Below are 24,799 nucleotides of genomic sequence, written 5' to 3' on the forward strand. Positions count from 1 at the left end.
ATCAGTCACGCGCGAACGCGGCGCGCACCGAGTCCATGTCCGCGCCGAGCGACTGCCCCACCACGTCGGTGTGGTCGGCCCGCAGGTGCGTGGTGAGGGTGACGTCGGCGCCTCCGTCACGCAACCGCCGCACCAGGGCCAGCGACAGCGGATAGGGCACCACCGGGTCGAGCAGCCCGTGGTCGATGCGGATCGGTACCTTCCATCCGCTCGCCGGAACGGCGGTGTAATCGCGCAGCGCATCGGTGAACGCCCGGTCGGTGAAGGCACGTGCGACCAGTGAACCCGGCGACACCGACCGCAATGCCTCCGACACGTCGCCCGCACACTTCTCGCGCGCGAGGTCGAAGTAGCGGGTGCCGTCGGTGGTGAGGTGATCGATCACTTTCAGATCGGGTCGCGCGTGATCGAGTCCGGCGAGCAGAAACAGCAACAGCCCCGAAGCCGTGTTCGCCCGGCCCAGGCTCGGCACGTGCGGGGCGAACGCCGCGAACACCGACTCGATGCCCGATGCCGGTGCCAGCGCGATCACTTCGCGCAGATGCAGTTCCGGCGCGTACTCCCCGGCGTAACGACCGGCGAACAGTGCGGCATGCCCACCCTGCGAATGTCCCATCGACACCCAGTCGACGCTCAAGTCGCTGTTGCGGCTGCGTGCCGCGCGCACCATGTCGATCACCGAGTGCGCGGCCGCCTTACCGCCGAGGTATTCGGTTGCCTCGGGTGACCCGAGGCCCGCGTAGTCGGTGGCGGTGACCGCGTATCCGGCCTCGAGTGCGGCGATCACCGCGGAATCGACGGCGCGGCCGGTCTTGGTGCGGCTCGGTGCGCATCGGTCGGCGATCCCGGTGGTGCCGTGCGCCCACGACACCACCTTCCAACCACCGGCCGGTGGTGTGCCTCGCGGCGTCCAGAAGATCCCGGTCGACGGTGCCAACCGTCCCGACTGGTCGCGGGTGAGGTATTCCACACGTTCGCCCGCGGCGGCGCCGGGTGGCAGTTGCCCGGCGAGCACCGCGTCGTGGGAGAGCACCGTTCCCGGTGGTGGTGTGGACGCGAAAGCGGTCGGGGTGATCACCGCCCCGGACACGGCGAGCACCGCCAGAACGATCGCCGATCCGCATCGGCGCCGCCACCGAAGCCCACGCCTCCCGCCAGAACCCTCACGTGACCCCCCGCTCACCCGCCCGCACCGGGCGGGGCTCACTCATCGTCGACCCGCCGTGCGCCGGCGACGGGACCGGTGGCGGTGCGCACCGAACGCGCCACCCCCGCACCCGACAGTTCCGCGGCCACCGCGACCGCCGCCTCGGCGTCGGCGCACAGGAATGCGCACGTGGGACCCGACCCCGATACGATTCCGCCGAGGGCACCGGCATCGGCGCCGGCTCGCAGGGTACGACGAAGCGTGGGCTGCAAGCTCAACGCCGCGGGCTGCAGGTCGTTGTGCAGATGAGCGGCGACGTCGTCGACTCGCCCGGCCGCCAACGCAGACGTCAGTTCGTCGGGAAATGCGACCCCGCCGGCCTCATTGGATTCGTCGGATCTGTTGTCGCGCAATCGATCCAACTCCCGGTACACCGCCGGCGTGGAGAGTCCCTCACGGGCGAAGGCGAGCACCCAGTGCAGTTCACCACGGGCGAGAACGGGCATGAGCTGCTCGCCGCGGCCAGTCCCGAGTGCAGTACCACCACGCAGCGAGAACGGTACGTCACTGCCGAGTCCGGCCGCGATCTCCGACATCTCGGCGCGGTCGATGTCGAGCCGCCACAGTTCGGCCAATGCCACCAATGTGCCGGCGGCGTCGGCACTTCCGCCCGCCATCCCGCCGGCCACGGGGATGCGTTTGACGATGTCGATGTTGACCCTGGCCTGACGCCCCACGTGCTCGGCGAGTGCCCGCGCGGCGCGCGCAGCGAGATTCGTGTCGTCGAGTGGTACCTCGGCCATGTCTCGCGCTCCCGGGCCACGGCCACCATCGGTGCTCATCTCGACGCGCAACGACGCCGCGGGCGCCACCGACACGTCGTCGACGATCGACAGCGCCTGAAACACGGTGACCAGGTCGTGGTAGCCGTCGTCCCGCAGCGGGCCGACACCGAGATGCAGGTTGACCTTGGCCGGCGCCTGCACCCGGACGGCGTCGGAGATCACCGACAAAGAGGTGGGAGACACAGGGAACCAGCCTAATCGAGTTGCCCGACAGCCGGTCGCCAGCGGCGCTCGACGAGTTCGGCCACATCATCGACCACCGTTACCGCACCGGCATCGACGAGTTCGGCCGCAGCGAAACCACCGGTGCGCACGCCCACGCAGGGACACGGCAACCGGTTGGCCGACGCCACATCCCACACACTGTCACCCACCAGGACCGCGGCCTGCCCACCGGCCCGCTCGAGCGCCACCGACAGCAGGTCGGCGGCCGGTTTGGAGTTCTCGGCGTCGTCGGAGGAGGTGACGGCGGCGAAGTCGTCGGCCGACAGTCCCAGCAATCGCAACGCGGCGTCGGTGAATTCCCGGGCGCCCGAGGACGCCAGGGCCACCCGGTACCCGGCGGCAGCCAACGACCGCACCAGATCGGCGGCCCGGGGAAACGGATTCACCTCCGGCAGCACCTCGCGGTATCGGTCGGCCCAGTCGGCCCGCAGCGCGTCGCCGAGGGCGTCCTCCACCTCGGCACCGCACAACTGACCCACCAGCACATCGCCACCCATGCCGATCGCGCGGTGAATCCGCCACCATTCGGGCCGCAGGTCGCGCGCGGCGAACGCGCGTTGCCAGGCCAGCGCGTGCAGATGTGTCGAATCGATCAGCGTACCGTCGACGTCGAGGAGGACGGTGTCCACCGCGGCATCGGGTCGACGTGGTCGCACGCTGTCCAATGCTGCACCTCCGGGTCGAGAATCTGGCCCTTTCACCTTCGCACACATCATGACGCGCACCCGACGTCCGCACCGGCCGGCCGTCGTCGCACGTCGACGGGAGCGAGATCATGGCAATACGTTTCGGATACACCTTGATGACCGAGCAGGCCGGCCCGAAGGCACTGGTGGCCGACGCCGTCGCCGCCGAACGCGTCGGCTTCGATTTCGCGGTCTCCAGCGACCACTATTCGCCGTGGCTCTCGGCGCAGGGCCACGCGCCGTATGCGTGGGCCGTGCTCGGCGCGGTCGCCCAGGCCACCGACCGCATCGACCTGATGACCTACGTCACCTGCCCCACCATGCGCTATCACCCCGCGGTGGTCGCCCAGAAGGCGGCCACCCTGCAACTGTTGGCGGACGGACGTTTCACCCTCGGATTGGGCAGCGGGGAGAACCTGAACGAACACGTCATCGGCGAAGGCTGGCCGGCGGTGACCGACCGGCAGTCGATGCTGGTCGAGGCGATCGACATCATCCGAGCGCTGTTCGACGGTGCCCTCGTCGACATCCGGGGCGACTATTTCCAGGTGGATTCCGCGCGACTGTGGGATCTGCCCGAGGTCGAGGTCCCCATCGGCGTGGCGGTGGCGGGCGAACGCGGCATCGCGCAATTCGCTCCCCTCGCCGATCATTTGATCGCCGTCGAACCAGACAGTGCGCTCATCGACACGTGGAACACCGTCGACGGCGCGCCGAGGATCGGTGCCGAGGCACGGGCAATCGGTCAGATCCCGATCTGCTGGGATCCCGATCCCGACATCGCGACCGCTCGCGCACATGAGCAGTTCCGGTGGTTCGGCGGCGGCTGGGACGTCAACGCCGACCTGCGCACCACCGCGGGTTTTGCCGCGGCCACGCAGTACGTGACACCCGCCGACGTTGCGGCGTCGATCCCCTGCGGTCCCGACCTCGACGCCATCGTCGAGGCGGTGCGGGCCTACTGGGAAGCGGGTTTCACCGACGTCGCGCTCGTCCAGATCGGCGGCGAGAGCCAGCAGGCGTTTCTCGCGCAGGCCGCCGCGCCGCTGCTGGACAAACTGCGCGCAGCCGCCGGCTGACCGGGTGCGGCCGGCGATTACGCGTCGACGCCTGCCAGTCGGACGAAGTCGGCGACGTCGAGTTTCTCGCCGCGGATCTGCGGGTCGATACCGGCGGCGCGAAGCCTGCGCTCGGCCTCGGCGGGCGAACCGGCCCAGCCGGCGAGCGCGGCGCGCATCGTCTTGCGGCGTTGCGCGAACGCGGCGTCGATGACGGCGAACACCTTCTCGCGCGTGGCCGCGTCGAGGGGATAGGCGTCGCGGCGGTCGATGCGCACCAGGCCCGATTCGATCTTGGGTTCGGGCCAGAACACGTTGCGGCCGACCGCGCCGGCGCGGCGCACGTCGCCGAAGTAGCGGGCCTTGACGCTGGGCACCCCGTAGACGCGGTTGCCCGGCGGGGCGGCGAGGCGATCGGCGACCTCGGCCTGCACCATGACCAGGGTGGTCGCGATGGTCGGGCATTCGGCAAGCAGATGCAGCAACACCGGCACCGCGACGTTGTAGGGCAGGTTGGCGACGAGCGCGGTGGGCGCCGCGGGCAGGTCTTCTGCCCGCACCGACATCGCGTCGGCGGTGATCACGTCGAGCGCCGCCGCCCGTCCGGGCGCGTACTGCGCCACGGTGACCGGAAGCCTGCTCGCCAGCACGGGATCGATCTCCACGGCGATCACCCGACCGGCGACGCCGAGCAGCGCCAAGGTCAGTGAACCCAGGCCGGGACCCACCTCGAGAACCACGTCGTCGGCGTCCACACCCGAGGCCGCGACGATGCGCCGCACCGTGTTGGCGTCGTGGACGAAGTTCTGACCGAGGGTCTTGGTGGGTCGCACACCCACCTCGTCGGCGAGCTGACGGATCTGCGCCGGCCCGAGAAGCCTCGGCGCCACGTCATCGGCGGGCGCCCCGTCATCGGGCGAGCCGGTGTCGGTCAGCGCAGGCCCAGTCGAGACGAGCACGCGGGCCAGGCACCCCAGCCCTGGGCCGCCAGGGTCTTGCTGGCGATGTCGATCTGCTCTTCGCGGGTGGCGAGGTCGGGTCGCGCGGCGTACTCCTGCCCGCCCCAGCGATCCCACGTGTTCTGGTCGAACTGGATTCCGCCGTAGAAGCCGTTACCGGTGTTGATGGCCCAGTTGCCGGTGGATTCACACTGCGCCAGCGAGTCCCACACCGACCCGGCGGGAACGAACGGTGCACCCGGTTTGGTGCCGACGCGCACGGTTGCCGCGACCGGCGCAGTGAGTTGCTGCGACGACACCTTGTCGCGCTTGACCACCTTGCCGTTGACGATCGTGACCTCGTAGGTCACGTTGGCCTTGCCGGGGGTGCCCGGCTTGAGCACCACCTTGCGGTCGCGCACCAGCGTCGGGTCGTCCTGCTTGATCTCCGGCGGCGCGATGTTCTCCACCACGGTGTCCTGCTCGGTGCGGATGCGGGTCACGTTGATGACCATGCCGGGAGTGACCTGCGTGTCCGCCGCGGGCACCACCTTGTCGGTGGCCGAGAGCGGCTTGCCGGTGTCGGCGAGCACGTCGGCGACGTCCTCGGCCGCCACGACGCTCTTGAACCGCACGCCACCGTCGATGATGACGACGGGCTTGGGCAGGGTCACATCCACCACCGCGCCGCTGACCGGGATGGCGCCGTCGGCGGCGAAGTTGGTCTCGTCCGCGCCGTGCGACAGGCCGTGCTGCGCGAGCAGGTCGTCGACGTGGACCGCCGTCGTCTTGATCTCCTGCTTCTTGCCTTCGACGTCGAGCGTCACGGTCTTCATGCGGTTCATCGTGATGGTCTGACCGTCGCTGAACCCGGCATCGGGGCCCGGCGTGACGACGTCGCCCTCGACCGGGGTGTAGCCCTGCGATCGCAGCACCGAATCGACCGACAGTGCCATCGTCGAGACCTGCATCTGCTGGCCGTCGACGTCGAGGGTCACGTTCTTGTGCATCGACACCGCAAGAACCCCGCCTGCGGCGACGGTGGCGAGCACGGCACCCACGGCGATGCGGGCGCGGATCGATTCGGAGTTGTGGATTTTAGCGAGAACAGACAAGGTCCAAACATCCTGGTCGGGAACACGGGCACCCCGCGGCGGCACGTCGTCGGCAGGCCCTGTCGGGACCTCCGGTCAGTCCGATCATCCGATCGAATGACGCCCACCCTGGTGCGGGATCACAATACGATAACGAGAAGGTCCGATTATCGCAAAGGCAGCTGGTAGGCCCGTCGCGCGTTGTCGCCGAGGACCCGGGCCAGCCGGGCGGGGTCCGCCTCCCGGATTCCGGCAAGCGCCCTGGCGGTGTAGGGCAGACAGTACGACTGATTCGGCTTGCCCCGGAAGGGATGTGGCGTCAGAAACGGAGCGTCGGTTTCGACGAGGAGCTGATCGTCGGGCACCACGACGGCGGCGCGGCGGAGTTCCGTCGCGTTCTCGAAGCTCACGGTGCCGGCAAAACTGAGGAAATAGCCGCGGTCGACGCATTCGCGTGCAACGTTTTGGTCACCGGAGAAGCAATGCATGATAACGGTCGGCGGGGCACCCTCATCGGCCAGAATGTCCAGCACATCGCGGTCGGCCTCGCGATTGTGGATCATCAGCGGCTTGCCGACGGCCTTCGCGAGCCGGATATGCCAGCGAAACGCCTCGTGCTGCACCGCCGGCGACGCGCAGTCGTCGGAACGGCCGGGCCAATAGTAATCGAGGCCGGTCTCCCCCACGGCGACCACCCTCGGATGTGTCGCCATCTGCTCGAGTTCGGCCTGCGCGGCGTCGTCGAGATCTGCGGCGTGCATCGGATGCAGGGCGACGGCGGCGTACACGCGCTCGTCCCAGTCGGCGGCGGCCACCGCCCACCGCGCGTCGATCATGTCGTCGGCGACTGTCACCACCGCGTCGACCCCCACACCTTCGGCATGGTCGACGATGGCGCGCACGGTGTCGGCGTCACGCCCCCCACAGGCGGCGAGGTGCGTGTGGGCGTCGATCAGCCCGTACAGCGGTTCGGGGTCGGGGGGCGGCTCGCGACGACGACGCCTCTTGGCGGCCTTGGCGCTCTCCGTCGCGGCGCCGGGTGACGATGCTGCGCTGTCGGTGGTGGCGTCGGTCACCACGTCAGCCTAGAGGTCGACGACTCCGGTGATCACCGTCGTGCTGTGCCCGCCGACCCAGATCCGGGTGCCGTCGTCGACCACGTGTACGCGTCCGGCACGTCCGAGCACGGTGCCCTGCGAGGCCACGTAGGTCTCCGGCAGCACCCCGGCGCCGCGTAGCCACACCGCGAGCCCGGCGTTGAGGCTGCCGGTCACCGGGTCCTCGGTGAGCCCGAATCCGGGCGCGAACGCCCGCACCTCCACGGCGATCGCCGGATCGTCCGGGTGCCCGGCCCCGTCATCCCCGCTGCCATATCGCCCCACCAGGCCCACCTGATGCGAGCCCAGCGCACCCCAGTCCGGCGTGATCGACAGCACACGCTCGGCGGAGTCGAGCAGCAGCGCCATCCAGTCGGGACCGTTGACCACCCATTCGGCGGCCAGCACGTGGCCGCGATCGATGCCAAGCGCGGAGACCACCTCGGCGACGATGTCGTCGGTGACCGGACCCGTCCGTGTCAGGGATGGCGCGGCGAAAGCGAGCCGCGAATTCTCGCGGCGAATCGGCACCAAACCCACACCACATTCCTGCACGATCTCGGCGCCACGCGGCACTCCCCCGGCCTGCAGCCACGCATGCGCCGAACCCAGCGTCGGGTGACCGGCGAAGGGCAGCTCACCGTCGGGGGTGAAAATGCGCAGCCGGTAGTCGGCGGCCGGGTCGGTGGGCGGAAGCACAAAGGTGGTTTCCGACAGGTTCGTCCAGTTCGCGAACGCGGCCATCTGCTCATCGGTGATCGCGTCGGCGTCGAGGACAACCGCAACGGGGTTACCGCGCAACGGTTCTGCGCTGAACACATCGACCTGGGCGAATCGGCGACCTGAGGGAAAGGGGTTCATCAGGCCATCTTCGGCGGCGAGCAATCGCGATGTCCACCGGTTTGCCCGTCGACGTGCGCGGCACACGCACCCTCGCCACAAATCGCGCCGACCACAGCGCAGGCGGGTAGCGTGTCGTAGGTGTTGGGTTTGCCAGACGCCATCTCTGTGGCCCTCTTCGACCTCGACGGTGTGCTCACCAGTACCGCCGTCCTGCACCGCGACGCCTGGAAGGCGGCATTCGACGATTTCCTCCGCGAACACGTCGGTGACGACTTCGAACCGTTCACCGAACAGGACTACCTCGACTACGTCGACGGCAGGCCACGTGACGACGGGGTACGCACCTTCTTGCATGCCCGCGGGATCGACGACGTGTCCGATGCCACGGCGGCCGCCATCGGCGAGGGAAAGAACGAGATGTTCCTGGCCAGCCTCGACGCCGGACATGTGAGCCCGTATCCGGGTTCGGTGCGCTACCTGGAGGCCGCGCAGCAGGCCGGTTTGCGGATCGCGGTGGTGACCTCGTCGAAGAACGGAGCAGCGGTGCTGGATGCGGCGGATCTGTCGAAGTTCGTGGAGATCCGGGTCGACGGGCTCGACATCGCCGAACGGGGGCTGCGTGGCAAACCCGCGCCCGACTCGTACCTGCTGGGCGCGCAACTGATGGGTGTCGAACCGGCGGCCGCGGCGGTGTTCGAGGACGCGATCTCCGGGGTGCAGGCAGGTGCGGCCGGAGAATTCGGGTTCGTCATCGGCATCGACCGCGTGGGCGGCAACCAGGCGGCAGCCATGAAAGAGGCCGGGGCCGACATCGTGGTGACCGATCTCGACGAATTGCTCGCCGCATGAGCCCCGTGCACGACCACGGTTTCGGATTCGACGTCAACCCGTGGCAGCTGCGGTGGCGCGGCTTCGACATGGACATGCTCGGACGCATCGAGACGCTGTTCGCACTGTCCAACGGGCACATCGGATTGCGCGGCAGCTTCGAGGAGGGTGAGCCGGTCGATCATCCCGGAACCTACCTGAACGGCTTCTACGAACTGCGCGACCTGCCGTACGCGGAGAGCGGCTACGGCTACCCCGAGTCGGGCCAGACCGTGGTGAACGTGACCGACGGCAAGATCATCCGGCTGCTCGTCGAGGACGAGCCGATGGACCTGCGGTACGGGCGCACCGAGGAACACGAGCAGGTTCTCGACTTCCGCACCGGAACACTGCGTCGCAACACATTGTGGACCTCGCCGACCGGTCGCACCGTGCGCATCAAGTCCGAACGCCTCGTGTCGTTCACCAAACGCACCATCGCCGCCATCCATTACGAGGTGGAACCGATCGGCGACGACATGAAGATCGTGCTGCAGTCGGATCTACTGGCCAACGAGCCGATTCCGGTGCCGGGCAACGATCCGCGCCTGGCCGCTGCGCTGGAGTCGCCGCTGGTGTCCGACCTTGCGACGTGTCGCAACTACTGGGGCATCCTGGTCCATCACACGCGCCAGTCGGGTCTGCACATTGCGGCGGGCATGGATCACGAGATCGACTTCCCCGCCACCGCGGACGCGTTCATCCGCGCCGACGACGACCTCGCCCGACTCACCATCGCCGCGAATGTGCCCGAGGGAACCAAACTTTCGCTGACGAAGTACATCGGCTACGGATGGTCGGCGCGACGATCGGTACCCGCGTTGCGCGCCCAGGTCGACGCGGCGCTGGCGATGGCCATGGAAACCGGATGGGAGTCACTCAAGGCCACCCAGGTCGCGTTCATGGAGGACTTCTGGCGCGACGCCGACATCGAACTCGACGGTGACCCGGAGTTGCAGCAGGCGGTGCGTTTCGCGCTCTTCCACGTGCTGCAGGCCGGTGCCCGCGGGCAGTCCCGCGCCATTCCGGCGAAGGGACTCACCGGGCCGGGCTACGACGGCCACACCTTCTGGGACACCGAGACCTTCATCCTGCCGATGCTCACCTACACGGTTCCCGCCGCGGCCGGCGAGGAGCTGCGATGGCGGCACGCCACCATGGACAAGGCGAAATCGCGGGCCGCCGAACTCGGCCAGCGCGGGGCGATGTTCCCGTGGCGCTCGATCAACGGTGACGAGTGTTCGGGCTACTGGCCCGCGGGCACCGCCGGCGTGCACGTCAGCGCCGACATCGCCAACGCCACCGCCCGGTACATGCGGGCCACCCACGACGAACAATTCGAGACCGAGTGCGGTGTCGAGTTGCTGGTGGAGACCGCCCGACTATTCGCCGGGCTCGGACATCACGACGTCAACGGACAGTTCCGTCTCGACGGTGTCACCGGGCCCGACGAGTACACCGCGGTGGTCAACAACAACGTGTTCACCAACCTGGCCGCGCAACAGAACCTCCGCGACGCGGTGGCCGCGGTGCATCGTCGCCCCGACCTCGCACAGAAGTTCGGTGTCACCAATGCCGAAGCGGCGCACTGGGAGTCGTGCGCCGACGACATGACCATCCCGTACGACGACGCACTCGGCGTGCATCAGCAGTGCGAGTCGTTCACGTTGCTCGGTGCGTGGGATTTCGCGGCCTCCGCGGGACGATATCCGCTGCTGCTGAACTATCCGTACTACGACCTCTACCGCAAGCAGGTGGTCAAGCAGGCCGACCTCGTGTTCGCGACGTACATGTTCGGTCAGGCATTCACCCCGGAGCAGAAGCTCCGCAACTTCGACTACTACTACCCGCTCACCGTCCGCGACTCCTCGCTGTCGGCGTGCTGCGAATCGGTGACCGCCGCCGAGGTGGGCTACCTCGACCTGGCCTACGACCTGCTGGTGGAGTCGGTGTTCACCGACCTGCACGACCTCCACGACAACGTGAGCAGCGGGCTGCACATCGCCGCGCTGGCCGGTGCGTGGATGGACTGCGTCGCGGGATTCGGTGGTATGCGCGACTTCGGTGGACACATCACGTTCGCGCCGCAACTGCCGCAACGCCTGACCTACATGTCGTTCCGCATGGTGATCCGCGAGTCGAAGATCGTGGTGGCCGTCGATCCGACGAGCGCGACGTATCGCTTGCTGTCGGGGCCGCCGATCGATCTGGCCCATCACGGTGAGAAGTTCACCCTCGACGAGGGACCGGTCACCATGCCGATCGAGCCGGTCGAACGGCGCGAGGCGCCGAAGGCCCCCGTCGGATGCGAGCCGTACCACCGGGAGTGATGCGCGACGCGACGGAGCGGGTTTAGGCCGTCGCTGCCGTCAATGGGTCTGTCGGGCCTGCGGATCTGCGGTCACGTTGCGTAGCGCGCGTTCACCGAGCGCCTCGAACACCCGCTTGGAGGACTCCGCCCACGGCATGAGTATGGGGAACACATGGAACATGCCGCGTTCCTCCATCGCGAACACCGGTACGTCACTGGATTCGAGGTGTTCGATGAACTCGCGGATGCCGTCGCGGAACATCTCGTTCTCGCCCCAGCACACGAAAGTGCGGGGAAACCATTCCGGATCGGGCGTGGCGTGGATCGGTGACACACGCTGGTCGTTGGGTTGCACGCCCTGCAGGTAGGGAGTGACGGGAATACTCCAGGGCAAGATGTCGTAGCGTGCGTTCGCGGTTACCGACTCATGATCGAGATCCAGGTCGATCTCGGGCGAGAACAGAACCAGCCCACCGGGTTTGGGCAGTTCACGATGGTGCAGCAGAGTCACCAGCGAGGCCGCCAGGCCGCCGCCACCGGAGTCTCCTGCGACGATCAGGTGGTCGGGGTCGATCCCGCGATCGAGGAGACCGAGGTAGACGTCGGCCGCGTCGTGCACGCCTGCCGGAAACGGGAACTCCGGCGCCATCCGGTAGTCGGCGATGAACATCTCGAATCCGGTGATCCGCACCAGCGCCGCGGCGAATGCCGAATACATCATCGGCGAGGTGCCGATGTAGCCGCCACCGTGCAGGTAGAGAATGGTCGCGCCGATCGGCTCCTTGGTGTCGGTGTCGTCGACGAAGTTGTCCGAAGACGCCTTGGCCCGGCACCAGATGCCCGGGACACCGTTGATCTCGTCCTCGGTGAACTCGACCTTGCCGAAGTAGCCGACGACCGGCGGCATCACCGTTTTGCAGATGTCGTCGATCACCTTCTCCATCGAGCGGAACTCCTCGATGGGCAGACCCATGGAATAGCCCATGAAGGCGCGCACGGTATTGCGGGTGACCGATTGTCCGACGTTGTCGAGCAATCCTCCGGGACCCTGCCACGGTTTGACGAACGGAACCCGCGCAAGGCCGTTGAGCAAACTTTCGCCCAGCCCCACCATCGTGAGCGCCGCCACGGGAACCGAAGCGGTCTCCACCTCGGTTCGATCAGCCATCACCATGGCGCAAGGTTAGCCTGCGCAGAGTCCGCGAAGCGGGCGGCCGTGTCGAGCGTGCCCAGATCCGCGGCGAGCGTGCCCAGATCCGCGGCGAGCGTGCCCAGATCCGCGTCGAGCGTGCCCAGATCCGCGGCGAGCGTGCCCACATCCCCGTCGAGCGTGCCCACATCCCCGTCGAGCGTGCCCAGATCCGCGGCGAGCGTGCCCAGATCCGCGGCGAGCGTGCCCAGATCCGCGGCGAGCGTGCCCAGATCCGCGGCGAGCGTGCCCAGATCCCCGTCGAGCGTGCCCAGATCCCCGTCGAGCGTGCCCGGTTGGGTGGTTTCGACAAGCTCAACCAGCGGGCCGGGCACGCTCAACCAGCGGGCTGGGTGGTTTCGACAAGCTCAACCAGCGGGGGGCGCTCAACCAGCCAGGGACGCTCAACCAGCGGGTGGTGGTTTCGACAAGCTCAACCAGCGGGGGGCGCTCAACCAGCGGGCGGCGGCGCTCAACCAGCGAGGGGCGCTCGAACGGCGGTCAGTGCGTGGCTACCGCGTCGGTGTCCGGGGTGACGTGCTTGTTGATGAAGGCGTCGAGTTCGCGGTACACCTCGTGCGATGCCTCGGCCCAGGGCATCAGGATGGGGAAGACGTGGAACATCCCCCGTTCCTCGAGCGACATCACCTCCACGCCCGACTCACGCAGTCCCGTCACGAAGTCGCGGATGGGATCGCGGAACATCTCGTCCTCGCCCGAGCAGACAAAGGTCGGGGGGAACCACTCCGGATCGGGGACCCCGTAGACGGCGGACACCCGCTCGTCGTCGGGCTCGATGCCGTGCAGATACGGGGTCACCGGGACGTTCCACGGCAGGATGTCCTTGGGCGCGTTGTCGGTGACCGAGTCGTGGGTGAGGTCCAGATCAACCTCAGGCGAAAAGAGTGCCACCGCAGCCGGTTTCGGCAGTCCTCGCTCGTGCAGGAACGCCAGCACCGACGTTGTCAGCCCACCTCCCCCGGAGTCGCCGGCGATGATCAGATGGTCGGGGTCCACACCGCGGTCGAGCAGACCCTGGTAGGCGTCGACCGCGTCGTTCACGCCGGCCGGGAACGGGAACTCCGGGGCCATCCGGTAGTCGGCGATGAACACCTCGGCCCCGGTACCGCTGACCAGCGACGCGGCGAACGCCGAGTACATCATCGGGGTGGTGCCGATGTAGCCGCCGCCGTGCAGGTACAGCACGGTGGCGTCGATCGACTTCTTCTGCGCGTGGTCCGCGACGAACTCGTCCGAACTCGCCCGGGAACGCAGCCACAGGCCGGGCACCCCGTTGATCTCGTCGTCGGTCACCTCCACCCCGTCGGTGAGCCGGATGAACGGCGGTATCACCACGCGGCACAGGTCGTCGAGAACCTTCTCCATGGATCGGAACTCTTCGATCGGCAGTCCGACGATGTAGCCCATGAACGAGCGCACGGCCTGGCGTGTGACGGACTGACCGACGTTGTCGAGCAGGCCGCTCGGCCCCTTCCAGAACGCCCGGAACGGCACTCTGGCCAGCCCGTTCACCATGTTGTCGGCGAGCCCCACCATCGTCAGCGCCGTCACCGGCACCGATGCCGTGTTCACCCCGGGACGATCAGCCATCACCATGGCTCCAGCCTATCCGCCCCGGGTGTCCGTGGCGGACGCCCGACGGTGCAATCGGGTGCCAGAATCGGTTGGTGTCAGATGCCCGCGCCCGGTGCGGGTCCGACATGGCCGCACCGCCGCGGCCTGATCCCACCACGTATCCTGAGCATCACTATGCCCACTGACCCGACCAGCACCGACGTGCCCGACTCCTACGGGGCCGGACGTCCGTACTACCTGACGACGGCGATCGCCTATCCCAACGGCGCACCACACATCGGTCACGCCTACGAGTACATCTCGGCCGACGCGCTGGCGCGGTTCAAGCGTCTCGACGGGTTCGACCTCCGGTTCCTCACCGGCACCGACGTGCACGGGCAGAAGATGCAGCAGACGGCGGAGGCCGAAGGTATCCCCACCGCCGAACTCGCCGCACGCAATTCCGATCGGTTCCAGAGACTGCAGGATCGGCTCGGTTCGAGCTACGACCGGTTCATCCGCACCTCCGACGCCGACCACAAGCGCGCGTCGGAGGAGATCTGGCGCCGCATGTCCGACGCCGGTGACATCTACCTCGACACCTACGCCGGCTGGTACGACGTGCGCGACGAACTGTTCTACGCCGAGGCCGACACCACCGTCGACGATGCCGGTAACCGTGTGGCCACCGACAACGGCCACGTCCTCACCTGGACCGAGGAGCAGACCTACTTCTTCCGTCTGTCCACCTATCAGGACAAGCTCCTCGATCTCTACGACCGCGACCCCGACTTCATCGGACCCGATGTCCGACGCAACGAGATCATCAGCTTCGTCAAGGGTGGCCTCACCGATCTGTCGGTGTCGCGCACCACTTTCGACTGGGGTGTACTGGTACCCGGGCACCCCGACCACGTCATGTACGTGTGGGTCGACGCCCTCACCAACTACCTCACCGGCGCCGGATTCCCCGACGACCCCGACACTTTCGCCCGGTACTGGCCCGCCGACCTGCACGTGATCGGCAAGGACATCATCCGCTTCCACTGCGTGTACTGGCCTGCCTTCTTGATGAGTGCCGGTATCGAACTGCCCAAACGCGTGTTCGCTCATGGCTTCTTGTTCAACAAGGGCGAAAAGATGAGCAAGTCGGTGGGCAACGTGGTGGACCCCGACAACCTGATCGACGAGTTCGGCCTCGACCCGGTGCGGTACTTCTTCCTGCGGGAGGTGTCCTACGGGCAGGACGGGTCGTACTCCGCGGAGGCGATCGTCGCGCGCATTAACGCCGACCTGGCCAACGAGTTCGGCAACCTCGCCCAACGCACCCTGTCGATGATCGGGCGGTACTTCGGCGGAAAGGTGCCGCAACCCGGCTCTTACACCGCCGACGACCAGACCCTGCTCGACGCCGTCGACGCCCTGTTGCCCCGTGTGCGTGCGCATTTCGACCAGCAGGCCATCCACCTCGGACTCGAGGCGCTGTGGTCGGTGCTCGCACAGGCCAACCGCTACATCTCCGCGCAGGAGCCGTGGAAGCTGGCCAAGACCGACCTCGAACGCACCGGCACCGTTCTGTACGTGTGTGCCGAAGTGGTGCGGGTGGTGGCCCTGCTCACCCAACCGGTGATGCCGGAATCGTGTGCACGGCTGCTCGATCTGCTCGCGGTGGGCGACCGCCGCAACTTCACCGCGGTGGGCGATCGCATCGTGCCGGGCACCGAATTGCCCAAGCCCACACCGGTTTTCCCGCGATACGAGGCGTGATCGAATCGCGCAGCGCCACCGCCGGTGTCACGGACGCCACCGCCGTGGCCCTGCGCACGCTGCGTCGTCTGGAGTCGGCCGCCCGCCGCCGGGGTGTGCCCGGACCCGCAGCGCTCGTCGGCGACTGGTGCGACGCCGATGCGGTGATCGCACCGTCGATCGAGATCCGTCGCGACATCGCACCGCCGGACCTGCCCACCCGATTCTGGTTGGGCTATCTGGGTTTCGGCGGCCGGCGCGGTCGAGAATCGGCGCTGCCGGTCACCGCGGGCGGCCTCACCGACAGGATTCTTCTGTTGCGCAACGGTTCCTGGGAGCACGTGGCGCTCGACGGGTCCGCGATGCCGGACTGGGTGCGGCACGCCGTCGACGACACGACGCCACCGGAGGCGCACACCGGCTGGACCGCGAACTGGACTGCACCCCCACACGAACCACACCTTGACGCGATCGAGAAATGCCTCGACGCCATCCGCGCCGGCGAGATCTACCAGGCGTGCGTCTGTACGCGCTTCACCGGAACACTCGACGGCTCGGCACTCGACTACTACGCCGACCTCACCCGCGGTACCGCACCCGCCAAATCTGCCTTCCTGCAAGGTGAATGGGGCGCGGTCGCGAGCTTCTCCCCCGAAACCTTCCTGCGACGCTCGGGCAGCACGGTGTGGTCGGCGCCCATCAAGGGCACCGTTGCCGCCGACGCCGACCCCGTGCTGTTGTCGACGTCGACCAAGGACGTCGCGGAGAACGTGATGATCGTCGACCTGGTCCGCAACGATCTGGGGCGCGTCGCCGAGGTGGGCACCGTACGGGTCGCCGACCTACTGCGCGTGGTGCCCGCGCCCGGCGTGTGGCATCTGGTGTCGAGGGTTCAGGCCCAGCTGAACCCGGCTGTCGGCAATGACCGGCTGCTCGACGCCACCTGGCCGCCGGCGTCGGTGACCGGAACCCCGAAACTGCGAGCGCTTGACCTGCTCGACGAATGGGAACCCGACTCCCGGGGCGTCTATTGCGGCGCGGTGGGGTTGGCCGGCCCCGACCATATGCTCGATCTCAACGTGGCGATCCGAACCGTGGAGATCGACCCCGGCGGGCGCACGTCGCTGGGTGTGGGTGGCGGCATCACCATCGATTCCGTTCCGCACCGTGAGTGGCAGGAGTGCCTCGACAAGGCGCATACGATCATCACCGCACGTCAAGCGCCTGTGGGGTAGCCTTGCGAAATGCGCACCGGCATCATCGACACGGACAGCGCCGCCTCCGCAGACGAGATTCGTGAGTCGCTGCTGTGTCGGGTGCCCGCCGACGCCCCGGCAGCCGCCGGATATCCGGCCGATTACCGGCCACAGCAGTCCATCATCGAATCCTGGCAGCGTGTCCGCGCCCGCGGCAGGCGCCATGACGAGCATGACCCGCCCCGCGTCGACCGCGCCGAACTGGCACAACTGCGATCGGAATCGCCGATGCGCCACACCGTCGGCGATTCCCTGGAGTTGTTCGCGTCGACTCATCACGATTCGGAGTTGATGCTCAGCGTGCACGACGCCGACGGGGTGTTGCTGTGGAACGAGGGGTCACGCCACGTGCGTTCGCACACCGACGCCCTCAACATCACCGAAGGGTCGCGCTGGGACGAGGAGTCGTGCGCCACCACGGCGGTGAGCCAGGTGATCGCCGATCCGCGTGCCCATCAGGTACTGCCCGCCGAACACTATGCGGACGCGTTGCGCGGAACATATTGCAGCGGAGCACCGGTGTTCGACCGGCACACCGGCGACCTCGCAGGCATCATCGCGCTGGCCGGACCGGCCCACGCCATCCAACCGGCGGCCACGGTGCTCGCGCACACCATCGCCACCCTGTGTGAACGCGGCATCATCGGTGCGCACCAGCGATCGCTACGGGCATTGCGCGAGTCCGCGTCGGATGCGTTCGCGACACTGCCCACCGCACTGCTCGTCGACGACGACGGCCTGGTGGCCGACAGCCGTGGCGTCATCCCACCACCGCGGGTGATCCCTCCGCAGGAGGGCGTACGCCAGTTCATCCCCGGTCTGGGATCGTGCGTCGCCGAGCGCGCCGGTAGCGGATGGGTGATCCGTCCCGCAGGTCCGGCACATCCCCTGCGCGTCGCGCTCGACCTCCAGGGCGAGCCGACCATCGCAGTCACCGGCGACGGCGAGGAGCGCCGGGTGGTGCTCACCCGACGTCACGCGCAGATCATGTTGCTCGTCGCCGACGCAGGCAAGGCCGGTCTGAGCGCCGCCCAGCTCAGCTATCACCTCTACGGCGACTCCGGTCACGTCGTGGCGGTGCGCGCGGAGATGTCGCGGTTGCGCCGCATGATCGGCCCCCTGATCTCCAGCCGCCCCTATCGGCTCGCTCCCTCGGTGACCCTGGACGTCACTGCGCGGTAGTGCGCGCGGCCAGCACCGCCTCGTACACCTCGCGCCGCGACGCCCCGGTTCCTCGGGTCACCTCGGCGCATGCGTCTTTCAGTCGATGTCCCGCAGCGACGAGAGCCTCGGCGCGGGTCGCCAGTTCGGCGAGGTCGGGTGCCGACTTCTCGCCGGGGGCCAGCACCACGGTGATCTCCCCACGCACGCCATCGGCGGCCCAGGTGGCCAGTTCGGCGAGGGTGCCGCGCCGCACCTCCTCGTAGGTTTTGGTGAGTTCGCGGCAGACGGCTGCGCGCCGATCGGGCCCGAGCACCGTGAGCGCGTCGGCGAGGGTGTCGGCGAGCCGGTGCGGCGACTCGAAGAACACCGCGGTGCGTGGTTCGTCGAGCAGGGTGGCCAGCCATTCCTCACGCTGTCCCTTCTTGCGCGGCGCGAATCCCTCGAAACAAAAGCGTTCCGACGGCAGCCCCGACACCGCGAGCGCGGTGGTCACCGCCGACGGGCCGGGCAGTGCCGTCACGGTGAGTCCCGCCTCCGCGCAGGCCGCCACGATCCTGAATCCGGGGTCGCTGACCGACGGCATGCCGGCATCAGTGATCAACAGCACCGTCTGACCGGCGGTGATCGCCTCGATGAGGGTGGGCGTGCGCGCGGCTTCCACCTGGTCGTAGTAGCTGATCAGGGTGCCGCCGATCTCCACGTCGAGCGCTGCGGCCAGCGCGCGGGCGCGGCGCGTGTCCTCGGCAGCCACCACATCGGCGTGGGCGAGCGCCTCGCGCAGCCGGGGTGAGGCGTCGCCGGGCTGTCCCATCGGGGTGGCGGCCAATACCAGCCGGCCGCCGTCCGTGCGCGCCGACTCCGGCCCGGACGCGTGCGAGGAGTTCGACGCGTGCGAGGAGTTCATGGTGTTCGAGCTTACGAGGTGACCCGCGCCGGGAGCGCAGCGAGCGGGCGGCATCAGCCCCGCGCCGGGAGCGCAGCGAGCGGGCGGCGTACCACCGCGCCGGGAGCGCAGCGAGCGGATCGGGTGTGCCCGCCCATTACGATGGGCCGAGTGACCATCGTCGACGACAGCCCGGCACGGCCTGACGCCGCGTCCGCCGACGACCGGACCCGCCCCGCGTTCATTCGCGCCATCGACCTCCGCTCCACGCGGATCCGACCGGTCCCGGAGATCCCGGCTCCGTTGTTCGGTGCTCCCGACCGCGCCCGCGGGCTGCTCGTCGGGCTGGTCATCACGCTGCTGGCCGTGGCCACCCGCTTCTGGGGGCTGCGCGGACCCACCGACCAGGGAACCCCCGTCTTCGACGAGAAGCACTACGTCCCCCAGGGCTGGCAGGTACTCACCGGCGGCAATTGGATCGAGGACAATCCCGCCTACGGCCTGGTGGTGCATCCGCCGGTGGGCAAGTGGCTGATCGCCGTGGGCGAGTGGATGTTCGGGTACGGGCCGCTGGGGTGGCGAGTGTCGTCGGCGGTCGCGGGCGTGGCCATCGTCGTGATGATCTATTGCGTGGTGCGCCGGATGACCCGCTCCACTCTGGTGGGTGCGATCGCCGGGATCTTCGCCATCTGCGACGGCGTGCTGTTCGTGCAGTCCCGGATGGGCATGCTCGACATCTTCCAGTGCCTGTTCGTGGTGGCCGCCTTCACCGCGCTGATCGCCGACCGCGATCAGGTCCGCGCCCGGATGCACACGGTGTATCTGGAGGGTCGGATCGACGATTCGGTGTACGGTCCCCGCCTGGGATTCCGGTGGTATCGGTTCACCGCGGGCCTGATGCTCGGCCTCACCTGCGGCACCAAGTGGTCGGGGATCTACTACGTGATCTTCTTCGCGCTGCTGGCGTTCGGATTCGACGTCGCCGCGCGTAAGGCCTATCACGTGCGCCGACCCTGGGCGGGCACGCTGGTGCGCGACGTGGTGCCCGGCGGTGCGAGCCTGGTGGCGATGCCGATCGCGATCTATCTGGCGACGTTCATTCCGTGGTTCACCAGCGAGACATCGGTGTACCGCTACCAGGTGGGCAACACCATCGGCGATGGCGGGATGTGGTCATGGCTGCCCGGGGCATGGCGCTCGCTCTGGTATTACCAGTCAGGGGTACTGGATTTCCATGCCGGCCTCACCAATTCGGCGGGCAACCATCACCCGTGGGAGTCCAAACCGTGGACGTGGCCGATGAGTCTGCGCCCGATGCTCTATGCCCTGGAGAACGGGCCCGATCAGTGCGGTGGTGCCCCGTGCGTGCGCGCGCAGATGCTGATCGGGTCGCCGGCCATGTGGTGGCTGGCGGTGCCCATGCTGCTGTGGGGGCTGTGGTCGTGGCTGATCCGCCGCGATTGGCGCTACGCCGCGGTGGTCGTCGGGTACGCCGCCGGATTCCTGCCGTGGTTCATCGAGCTCGACCGCCAGATGTACTTCTTCTACGCCACGGCCCTGGCACCGTTCCTGGTGATGGGGCTCGCGTTGTGTTGCGGCGACATCCTCACGGCCACACGGTCGTCACCTGACCGGCCACGTCCCGAACGGCAGGTGCTCGGCCTGCTCGTGGTGGCGATCTACGTCGGGCTGGTGGTGACGAACTTCGTGTGGCTGTGGCCGATTCTCACGGCGAGTCCCATCTCCACCGAGCAGTGGCATCAGCAGATCTGGTTGCCGAGCTGGGGCTGAGCCGACCGGTCTACCCGGCAGACTCGCCGGTGGCCCGTTTCACGAGGTCGACGATGGTGGGGCCGTCGATTCCCATCTCACGCAGTGCCGCAACGTGTTCAAAGGTGGCGCGCTGTGCCCGTTCGAGGGCGGTGTTCGCGCTGGCCTTGACGAAGGAGCCCCGGCGACCCCGGGTTTCGATGACGCCGGCGGCCTCGAGTTCACGGTAGCTGCGCGCGACCGTGTTGGGTGCGAGCCGCAGGTCGGCGGCGAGCGCGCGGACCGTCGGAATCCGTTCTCCCACCAGCAGATCGCCGCGGGCGATCAGGTCGAGAATCCTCAGCCGCAGCTGGTCGTAGGGTGCGTGCGCACTGTCCGGATCGATGTGTACCAACCGACCGAGGGGCGCAACGGTTTCCGTCACAACGGGTCCCTCGACAGCGGACACGACATGCACCGCGGCCCGCCGCGACCCGAACCCAGTTCGCGCCCTTCGATTTCGATCACTTCGATACCGGAGTCGATCAGACGGTGATTGGTCTCGACGTTGCGGTTGTAGGACACCACCACTCCCGGCGCGAGGGCGAGTGTGTTGTTGCCGTCGTCCCACTGTTCGCGTTCGGCGGTCACCGGGTCGAGTCCGGTGTCGATGACGTGCAGCTTCTCGATGCCCATCGCCTCGGCGGCGGCCTGCACGAACGGTTGCGCCGTGGTCACCGACACCGATCCGTCGCCGGCGTCGCGAAGGGTGAACGCCGACATCGAGTCCCGGATGTTCGGATACATCACCACGGCGTCGGTGTCGACCATGGTGCAGACGGTGTCCAGATGCATGAATGCCCGCGCCTGCTCGATGGGCACGGCAAGCACGGTGTGTGCCAGCCCGTCACCGAACAGGCTGCGCGCCAACGCCTCGGCACCTGCGGGTGTGGTCCGCTCCCCCACTCCCACGGCCACCACGCCGGGTGCGAGCAACAGCACGTCGCCACCCTCCACCGGGGCCACCTGCGATTCGTAGGCGCGCCGCGTGCCGGTGAAGAAGGGGTGATGGGCATAGATCAGGTCGGTCAGCGATGTCTCGCGCACCCGCGCCGACAACGCCAGCGAGGTGATGGCGAACCGGGGTCCGATCCAGAACGAGCTGTCGCGGGTGAACAGCAGGTTGGGCAGCGGCGCGATGGCGAATTCCGGGCCATGGTGCATCCGGCGCACCAGCGACGACGACGCGGCAGCGGGGCTGAGCGGTAGTTCGTCGAAGGTCATGCCGGCGATCAGCAGGTCGGCGAGGTCGGGGGCCGCGAGCCCGCGCAGATGCGTGGACAGTTCCGCGGCGAGGTGCGGGCCGAGCAGTCGCGCGTTCACGGCGGCGGCGATTCCCTGGATGCGGGCCGCTCCGCTGTGCTCGATGGTCTCCACGAGTAGATCCCCGAGCAGGAACACGTCCACCCCCCGGCCGCGCAGGGCCGCGGCGAAGGCGTCGTGTTCCTCCTGCGCGCGGGTGACCCACGGGAGGCCATCGAAGAGCAACTGGTCGCTGTTGCGTGGTGTCAGACGCCGCAACTCGTCGCCGGGGCGATGCAGCATGACCGCCCGCAGTCGCCCCACCTCGGAGTCCGATCCCAGTGCGTAGGTGTGCGACGCGGAGGTCATGGACCCACCCTAGTGCGTTGTGATCGCGCGCTCAGGGTCATCGAGTCTCGGTGGGCCCAGCGGGTCTCGGTGGGCTCAGCGGGTCTCGGTACAGAATGGGCGGCTCAGAGGAGGACGACCTGCACCGGTGCGTGTCGTGGTCCTCATACGCGCCCGTTCTGTACGTATGGCCTTCCGTGCACACGACCTTCTGTACACACGACCTTCCGTACAAGGACTCTGTTCATACGACTCTGTTCATACGACTCTGCGGCGACGCCGACATCATCGGGTCGGACCGTCGGGAGTCGGCGGCGGCGCAGTGAGCTTGGCCTGCGCACCGACCACTTCGGGTGCGGTCTCGTGCGCGAACAGCCAGAACAGGAGCGCGATGCCCGCGACCACCGCGCTGAGCACGAAGGCGGGACCGAATCCTGCGCGCTGCGCGACGAACCCGGCCACCAGCGGACCGGTGATCGCGCCGAGGTCCGACGACATCCCGTAGGCGGCCAGCGCCGACCCGCCCTGCCGGCGTGCCCCGAGTACGTCGGCCAACGCGGCCTGATGGGTCGGTGCGAACAGTCCCGAACCCACCCCGGCGAGCAGCGAAAGGCCCATGGCCACCGGAAGGTTCGGTGAGTAGCCGAGACCCACCGTGGCCGCCGCCATGATCGCCAGGCCCACCAGCATCACCGGTCGGCGACCGAGCCTATCCGACATCCGGCCCGCCACCAGGATGGCCACCACGTTGCCCGCCGCATACACCGCGAGCACCACCCCGGCCATCGCGGGAACCGCGCCGAGACCTTCGGTGATGAACAGCGGCACCACCGCCACCCGCACACCCATCGACGCCCATCCCTGCGTGAAGTTCGACGCGATGATGGCCCGGTAGGTGCTGTCTCGCAACGCCGTTCGCAACGCCATCACACCCGGTCCGTCGTCGCTGACGGTGTCGGCGGCGCCGGTGTCGCGCAGTTGTGTCGCCACCACCGCCGCGGCGATCACCAGGGCGACGGCGTAGACGATGAACGGCATCCGCAGACCGAAACCCACCAGCAGAGCGCCGATCAGCGGCCCGGTGATGCTGCCGATCAGGAACCCGGCCGAGAAGAATCCGGCCACGCGACCGCGGATCTCGTTGGGCGAGAGCCGGATCAGCAGGGCCATCGCCGAAATGGTGAACATGGTGGAACCGATCCCACCGAGCCCACGGAACACCAGCAACTGCCAGTAGCTCTGCGCGAAGGCACACGCGAGGGTGCTCGCCGCAACGATCAGCAGGCCACTGAGGTAGATGCGCCGTTCCCCGAGCACGGTGACGAGCCGACCGGTGGCCGGGGCGAACAGCAGCCGCATCACCGCGAACGCCGAGACCACCGCGGACACCGCGGTGTAGCCGACGTCGAAGCTGCGCGCGAAGCTCGGCAGCGCGGGAGCGATGAGCCCGAAGCCCAGCGCGATCACCACGTTGGCCGACAGCAGCACCCAGATACCTCTGGGGATCTGCCTCATCGGGTCCTCACGTGGCCTCGGCCGTTTTGTCCAGGGCTTCGGCGGTGCGCGCCCTGCCCAGTTCGATCATCTCGGTGGCCTTGTGGAAATCCAACGTGCGCACCGATTTCCGCGGTATCCGGATCAGCACGTCGGGTGGGTATCCGGCCACCTGGTAGCGGGTCAGGGCGATCGACATGATGTCGAGAGAACGCAACAGCACCTCCACCCTGCCCATCGGGGTGGCACGGTCGGGCTCCGGCTCGAGTTCCACCTCGGGGTCGGCGTCGGCGACAAAGCGTTCGCGCACGGAGCGCACCAGATCGTTGTCGAGCAACGGCTCCACGTTCCGTCGGATCATTCCCTTGGTCTTCGGGGTGGCCGACACACCCTGCCCGGGCGGATCGTCGGCGTCGAGGACCACGCCGATCGTCACGTCACTGGGCACCGCCGAGGTGGGTGCCACCGGAAGCGGATCGAGGATGCCGCCGTCGGCGAGTAGTCGACCGTCGTACTCGTGGGGCCGGATGACGCCGGGTATGGAGATGGATGCGCGGATGGCGTCCACCAGGCTGCCGCGCTGGAACCAGACCGGCCGGCCGGCCGTGAGGTCGGTGGCCACCGCGGTGAAGGCGATGGGCAGATCTTCGATGACGGTGTCGCCGACGATCTCACGCACGTGGGCGAGGATGCGCTCGGCCCCGATCATCCCGCCCGGCTTGGAAAGGGAGACGTCCAACAGTCGCATGACGTCGAGTTGGTTGAGTCCGCTGATCCACGTCTCGTAGTCGTCGAGTCCGCCCGCGCAGTAGAGGCCGCCGACGAGGGCGCCCATCGACGAGCCGGCGACGGCCACCACGTCGTATCCGCGCGCGTCGAGTTCAGCGAGGACCCCGATGTGGGCGTATCCGCGCGCACCTCCGCTGCCGAGGGCAAGCGCCACGCGCGAGGGTCGGGCCATGGGTTTCAGACTATCCAGCGC

General features: G+C 68.2%; 22 protein-coding genes. 7 read left to right on the forward strand and 15 right to left on the reverse strand.

Translation table 11 applies throughout. The features are described from left to right. Position 1 precedes the first annotated feature (1 nt). The 3 genes from ACWDTD_RS02700 to ACWDTD_RS02710 form a co-directional block, all read right to left on the reverse strand. Positions 2–1,099, reverse strand: a complete 1,098-nt coding sequence (locus ACWDTD_RS02700) for a lipase family protein (protein ID WP_449745525.1) — start codon at positions 1,097–1,099, stop codon at positions 2–4. Positions 1,100–1,203: 104 nt separating this feature from the next. Continuing rightward, positions 1,204–2,175: a 4-(cytidine 5'-diphospho)-2-C-methyl-D-erythritol kinase gene (locus tag ACWDTD_RS02705; RefSeq protein ID WP_449745526.1), complete on the reverse strand. Its 972-nt coding sequence runs from the start codon at positions 2,173–2,175 to the stop codon at positions 1,204–1,206. An 11-nt stretch (positions 2,176–2,186) separates the two neighbouring features. Further along, the gene (locus ACWDTD_RS02710; protein ID WP_449745527.1) at positions 2,187–2,873 is read right to left on the reverse strand and encodes an HAD family hydrolase; all 687 of its coding nucleotides are present in this window, start codon (positions 2,871–2,873) and stop codon (positions 2,187–2,189) included. Between the two features lie 119 nt (positions 2,874–2,992). On the opposite strand from ACWDTD_RS02710, the gene ACWDTD_RS02715 reads away from it, so the two are divergent. Further along, positions 2,993–3,982 carry a TIGR03557 family F420-dependent LLM class oxidoreductase gene (locus ACWDTD_RS02715; RefSeq protein ID WP_449745528.1) on the forward strand — a complete coding sequence of 330 codons (990 nt, stop codon included), beginning with the start codon at positions 2,993–2,995 and terminating at the stop codon, positions 3,980–3,982. A 17-nt stretch (positions 3,983–3,999) separates the two neighbouring features. On the opposite strand, the gene rsmA is transcribed toward ACWDTD_RS02715, so the two are convergent. The 4 genes from rsmA to ACWDTD_RS02735 form a co-directional block, all read right to left on the reverse strand. Then, the gene (rsmA, locus tag ACWDTD_RS02720; protein ID WP_449745917.1) at positions 4,000–4,929 is read right to left on the reverse strand and encodes a 16S rRNA (adenine(1518)-N(6)/adenine(1519)-N(6))-dimethyltransferase RsmA; all 930 of its coding nucleotides are present in this window, start codon (positions 4,927–4,929) and stop codon (positions 4,000–4,002) included. Beyond that, the gene (locus tag ACWDTD_RS02725) at positions 4,893–6,014 is read right to left on the reverse strand and encodes a transglycosylase family protein (RefSeq protein WP_449745529.1); all 1,122 of its coding nucleotides are present in this window, start codon (positions 6,012–6,014) and stop codon (positions 4,893–4,895) included. The genes rsmA and ACWDTD_RS02725 overlap by 37 nt, the downstream gene beginning before the upstream one ends. Before the next feature lie 146 nt (positions 6,015–6,160). Beyond that, the gene (locus ACWDTD_RS02730) at positions 6,161–7,069 is read right to left on the reverse strand and encodes a TatD family hydrolase (protein ID WP_449745530.1); all 909 of its coding nucleotides are present in this window, start codon (positions 7,067–7,069) and stop codon (positions 6,161–6,163) included. A gap of 9 nt (positions 7,070–7,078) precedes the next feature. Next, positions 7,079–7,951, reverse strand: coding sequence for a PhzF family phenazine biosynthesis protein (locus ACWDTD_RS02735; protein WP_449745531.1), 873 nt, complete (start codon positions 7,949–7,951; stop codon positions 7,079–7,081). A 120-nt stretch (positions 7,952–8,071) separates the two neighbouring features. Here ACWDTD_RS02735 and ACWDTD_RS02740 point away from each other — a divergent pair, with 120 nt between their 5' ends. Beyond that, positions 8,072–8,782: an HAD family hydrolase gene (locus ACWDTD_RS02740; protein WP_449745532.1), complete on the forward strand. Its 711-nt coding sequence runs from the start codon at positions 8,072–8,074 to the stop codon at positions 8,780–8,782. Beyond that, positions 8,779–11,130 (forward strand): glycoside hydrolase family 65 protein, encoded by a 2,352-nt coding sequence (locus ACWDTD_RS02745; protein ID WP_449745533.1) that lies wholly within the window; start codon positions 8,779–8,781, stop codon positions 11,128–11,130. The genes ACWDTD_RS02740 and ACWDTD_RS02745 overlap by 4 nt, the downstream gene beginning before the upstream one ends. Positions 11,131–11,169: 39 nt before the next feature. Here the strand turns inward: ACWDTD_RS02745 and ACWDTD_RS02750 are convergent, their stop codons facing one another. The 3 genes from ACWDTD_RS02750 to ACWDTD_RS02760 all read right to left on the reverse strand — a co-directional run bounded on the left by ACWDTD_RS02750 (position 11,170) and on the right by ACWDTD_RS02760 (position 13,917). Further along, the gene (locus ACWDTD_RS02750) at positions 11,170–12,285 is read right to left on the reverse strand and encodes an alpha/beta hydrolase (protein WP_449745534.1); all 1,116 of its coding nucleotides are present in this window, start codon (positions 12,283–12,285) and stop codon (positions 11,170–11,172) included. After that, positions 12,279–12,635 carry a hypothetical protein gene (locus tag ACWDTD_RS02755; RefSeq protein WP_449745535.1) on the reverse strand — a complete coding sequence of 119 codons (357 nt, stop codon included), beginning with the start codon at positions 12,633–12,635 and terminating at the stop codon, positions 12,279–12,281. The genes ACWDTD_RS02750 and ACWDTD_RS02755 overlap by 7 nt, the downstream gene beginning before the upstream one ends. Before the next feature lie 166 nt (positions 12,636–12,801). Beyond that, positions 12,802–13,917 carry an alpha/beta hydrolase gene (locus tag ACWDTD_RS02760; RefSeq protein WP_449745536.1) on the reverse strand — a complete coding sequence of 372 codons (1,116 nt, stop codon included), beginning with the start codon at positions 13,915–13,917 and terminating at the stop codon, positions 12,802–12,804. Between the two features lie 153 nt (positions 13,918–14,070). On the opposite strand from ACWDTD_RS02760, the gene metG reads away from it, so the two are divergent. From metG to ACWDTD_RS02775, 3 genes are read left to right on the forward strand one after another with little or no spacing between them, the layout of a single operon-like run. Next, on the forward strand, positions 14,071–15,642 hold the full coding sequence (gene metG / locus ACWDTD_RS02765; RefSeq protein WP_449745537.1) for a methionine--tRNA ligase: 1,572 nt from the start codon (positions 14,071–14,073) through the stop codon (positions 15,640–15,642). Beyond that, entirely contained in the window at positions 15,639–16,856 is a 1,218-nt protein-coding gene (locus ACWDTD_RS02770) for an aminodeoxychorismate synthase component I (RefSeq protein WP_449745538.1), read from the forward strand. Before metG ends, ACWDTD_RS02770 begins: the two co-directional genes overlap by 4 nt. A gap of 9 nt (positions 16,857–16,865) precedes the next feature. Continuing rightward, positions 16,866–18,059 carry a GAF domain-containing protein gene (locus tag ACWDTD_RS02775; protein ID WP_449745539.1) on the forward strand — a complete coding sequence of 398 codons (1,194 nt, stop codon included), beginning with the start codon at positions 16,866–16,868 and terminating at the stop codon, positions 18,057–18,059. Here the strand turns inward: ACWDTD_RS02775 and rsmI are convergent. Beyond that, a complete protein-coding gene (gene rsmI, locus ACWDTD_RS02780; RefSeq protein WP_449745540.1) occupies positions 18,046–18,945 on the reverse strand; it encodes a 16S rRNA (cytidine(1402)-2'-O)-methyltransferase in 900 nt (299 codons plus the stop codon). The genes ACWDTD_RS02775 and rsmI overlap by 14 nt on opposite strands. A 141-nt stretch (positions 18,946–19,086) precedes the next feature. On the opposite strand from rsmI, the gene ACWDTD_RS02785 reads away from it, so the two are divergent. After that, complete coding sequence (locus ACWDTD_RS02785) at positions 19,087–20,715, forward strand: dolichyl-phosphate-mannose--protein mannosyltransferase (RefSeq protein WP_449745541.1); 1,629 nt, start codon at positions 19,087–19,089, stop codon at positions 20,713–20,715. A gap of 10 nt (positions 20,716–20,725) precedes the next feature. Here the strand turns inward: ACWDTD_RS02785 and ACWDTD_RS02790 are convergent, their stop codons facing one another. The 4 genes from ACWDTD_RS02790 to ACWDTD_RS02805 all read right to left on the reverse strand — a co-directional run bounded on the left by ACWDTD_RS02790 (position 20,726) and on the right by ACWDTD_RS02805 (position 24,778). After that, positions 20,726–21,118 (reverse strand): GntR family transcriptional regulator, encoded by a 393-nt coding sequence (locus ACWDTD_RS02790; protein ID WP_449745542.1) that lies wholly within the window; start codon positions 21,116–21,118, stop codon positions 20,726–20,728. Beyond that, positions 21,115–22,344, reverse strand: coding sequence for an arginine deiminase (locus ACWDTD_RS02795; protein WP_449745543.1), 1,230 nt, complete (start codon positions 22,342–22,344; stop codon positions 21,115–21,117). The genes ACWDTD_RS02790 and ACWDTD_RS02795 overlap by 4 nt, the downstream gene beginning before the upstream one ends. 264 nt (positions 22,345–22,608) lie before the next feature. Beyond that, positions 22,609–23,838, reverse strand: coding sequence for an MFS transporter (locus ACWDTD_RS02800; protein ID WP_449745544.1), 1,230 nt, complete (start codon positions 23,836–23,838; stop codon positions 22,609–22,611). 7 nt (positions 23,839–23,845) lie between these two features. Next, a complete protein-coding gene (locus ACWDTD_RS02805; protein WP_449745545.1) occupies positions 23,846–24,778 on the reverse strand; it encodes a patatin-like phospholipase family protein in 933 nt (310 codons plus the stop codon). Positions 24,779–24,799: the final 21 nt, after the last annotated feature.

The organism is Gordonia sp. NPDC003425 (assembly GCF_053588635.1).

Excerpts from the sequence above, each read along its gene's own strand:
- ACWDTD_RS02715 (WP_449745528.1), top strand. The coding sequence starts at position 2,993 with ATGGCAATACGTTTCGGATACACCTTGATGACCGAGCAGGCCGGCCCG.
- ACWDTD_RS02735 (WP_449745531.1), bottom strand. The coding sequence starts at position 7,951 with ATGAACCCCTTTCCCTCAGGTCGCCGATTCGCCCAGGTCGATGTGTTC.
- ACWDTD_RS02745 (WP_449745533.1), top strand. The coding sequence starts at position 8,779 with ATGAGCCCCGTGCACGACCACGGTTTCGGATTCGACGTCAACCCGTGG.
- ACWDTD_RS02750 (WP_449745534.1), bottom strand. The coding sequence starts at position 12,285 with ATGGTGATGGCTGATCGAACCGAGGTGGAGACCGCTTCGGTTCCCGTG.
- ACWDTD_RS02760 (WP_449745536.1), bottom strand. The coding sequence starts at position 13,917 with ATGGTGATGGCTGATCGTCCCGGGGTGAACACGGCATCGGTGCCGGTG.
- metG (WP_449745537.1), top strand. The coding sequence starts at position 14,071 with ATGCCCACTGACCCGACCAGCACCGACGTGCCCGACTCCTACGGGGCC.
- ACWDTD_RS02775 (WP_449745539.1), top strand. The coding sequence starts at position 16,866 with ATGCGCACCGGCATCATCGACACGGACAGCGCCGCCTCCGCAGACGAG.
- rsmI (WP_449745540.1), bottom strand. The coding sequence starts at position 18,945 with ATGAACTCCTCGCACGCGTCGAACTCCTCGCACGCGTCCGGGCCGGAG.
- ACWDTD_RS02785 (WP_449745541.1), top strand. The coding sequence starts at position 19,087 with ATGGGCCGAGTGACCATCGTCGACGACAGCCCGGCACGGCCTGACGCC.
- ACWDTD_RS02795 (WP_449745543.1), bottom strand. The coding sequence starts at position 22,344 with ATGACCTCCGCGTCGCACACCTACGCACTGGGATCGGACTCCGAGGTG.
- ACWDTD_RS02800 (WP_449745544.1), bottom strand. The coding sequence starts at position 23,838 with ATGAGGCAGATCCCCAGAGGTATCTGGGTGCTGCTGTCGGCCAACGTG.
- ACWDTD_RS02805 (WP_449745545.1), bottom strand. The coding sequence starts at position 24,778 with ATGGCCCGACCCTCGCGCGTGGCGCTTGCCCTCGGCAGCGGAGGTGCG.